The 1,067-nt window shown below is 72.1% G+C and carries 2 protein-coding genes; one reads left to right on the top strand and one right to left on the bottom strand.

The window, feature by feature from the left end:
• Positions 1-186 precede the first annotated feature (186 nt).
• Positions 187-372 (bottom strand): 50S ribosomal protein L28, encoded by a 186-nt coding sequence (gene rpmB, locus AOK16_RS23785; protein WP_003984695.1) that lies wholly within the window; start codon positions 370-372, stop codon positions 187-189.
• 250 nt (positions 373-622) lie between these two features.
• On the opposite strand from rpmB, the gene AOK16_RS23780 reads away from it, so the two are divergent.
• Positions 623-1,067 (top strand): DAK2 domain-containing protein (locus tag AOK16_RS23780; RefSeq protein WP_240483726.1); only part of this gene is annotated, 445 nt, incomplete at its 3' end.

Raw genomic sequence — 1,067 nt, 5'->3', positions numbered from 1 at the left:
ATATGTGTATAGGAGACAGGCGCTGTCCTGAGCCGTTGACCCGAGCTGGGCGTGCGGGGGCGTTGACCCGAGCCGGGGCGGGCGGTGGCGTTGGCCCGCACCGGGGCGTGCGGGCGGCAAAAAGCCGGCCCACCGTGAGGTGGACCGGCTTTGGGCAACCAGCTTGGCTGCGCTACGACAGGAACGTCAGCGCGAGACCTTGCCGGCCTTGATGCACGAGGTGCAGACGTTGAGCCGCTTCGGCGTGCGCCCGATCACAGCGCGCACCGTCTGGATGTTGGGGTTCCAACGACGGTTGGTGCGGCGGTGCGAGTGAGAAACGCTCTTGCCGAAGCCCGGCCCCTTGCCGCAGACGTCGCAGTTGGCAGCCACGGGTCACTCCAAAGACTTCAGATGCACTTACGGTGAATCCCGGCTTGGCCGAGATCAGTGATGACCGGCGGTGCCAGGTGGAATGGCCCGATTCTCATCGGGCAACCGGAGCAGCATACAACGACCGCTCCCGTACAGCGAAACTACCATGGTCGGCCGGGCCCCGGCCCGGGCCGCCTGCCGGCCCGCGGCTACTCTGCGGAGCGATCGCCCGCCCATTCCCTCCGCCCCCGGTCCGAGGAGGACGCAGGTGCCGCACACCCTCGACGCCACCACGGTACGTACGTGGTGCGGCCTCGCCCTCGACGCGCTGGGGCGGGCCCGCGAGGGCATCGACGCGATCAACGTCTACCCGGTCGCGGACGGCGACACCGGCACCAACCTCTATCTGACCCTGGAGTCCGCCGCCCAGGCCGTGGAAGCGGTCTTCGACGCGCACGCGGCCGTCGCCGACGAGCGGGGCCCCGCCCTCCCGGACGCGATACGCGCCATGGCCCACGGCGCCCTGATCGGCGCCCGGGGCAACTCCGGCACGATCCTGGCGCAGCTGCTGCGGGGGATGGCGGAGGTGCTGGCGCCGACCGAACCCGCCGCTCCGGACGCGTCCGAGCACGCTCCGGCGGCCCTGCGCCCGCCCGCGGCGGCCTCGGGCACCGGCGTCACGGGCGCCGAGGCGCTGCGGCGCGGGCTGCGGC

Source organism: Streptomyces pathocidini (genome assembly GCF_001418495.1).
GTDB classification, from domain to species: Bacteria; Actinomycetota; Actinomycetes; order Streptomycetales; family Streptomycetaceae; genus Streptomyces; species Streptomyces pathocidini.
The sequence above is the reverse complement of the archived record's forward strand: the minus strand, read 5'-3'. Positions and strand labels throughout refer to the sequence as shown.